Origin of the sequence: Bradyrhizobium genosp. SA-3, from assembly GCF_004212635.1 — a bacterium.
In the GTDB taxonomy this organism is placed as follows: domain Bacteria; phylum Pseudomonadota; class Alphaproteobacteria; order Rhizobiales; family Xanthobacteraceae; genus Bradyrhizobium.
In genome coordinates this window covers 1-253 of sequence record NZ_PSRT01000377.1, presented here as the reverse complement: position 1 = coordinate 253, position 253 = coordinate 1, and the positions used below count along the sequence as shown (strand labels likewise).

Below are 253 nucleotides of genomic sequence, written 5' to 3'. Positions count from 1 at the left end.
ATGGGCTGCGCGATGCAGCAAGGCACCATGGTGATGAACGTCGCGCGCAAGGGCGCGATCCGGGCCGGCCTGCCGGTCACCGTCGCCGGCACCACGATCGATCGGCAATGCGCGTCCGGTCTCCAGGCCATCGCGGTGGCCGCACGTTCGATCATGCTCGACGGAGTCGAAGTCGCGATCGGCGGCGGTATCGAATCGATCAGCCTCGTGCAGAACGAACACATGAATAAGTTCCACGCTGTCGATGACGAGC

General features: G+C 64.4%; 1 protein-coding gene. It reads left to right on the top strand.

Annotated features, from left to right (window positions below; translation table 11 throughout):
* Positions 1-253: beta-ketoacyl synthase N-terminal-like domain-containing protein (locus CWO91_RS42540; protein ID WP_283811093.1), on the top strand; the 253-nt coding region annotated here is incomplete at both ends.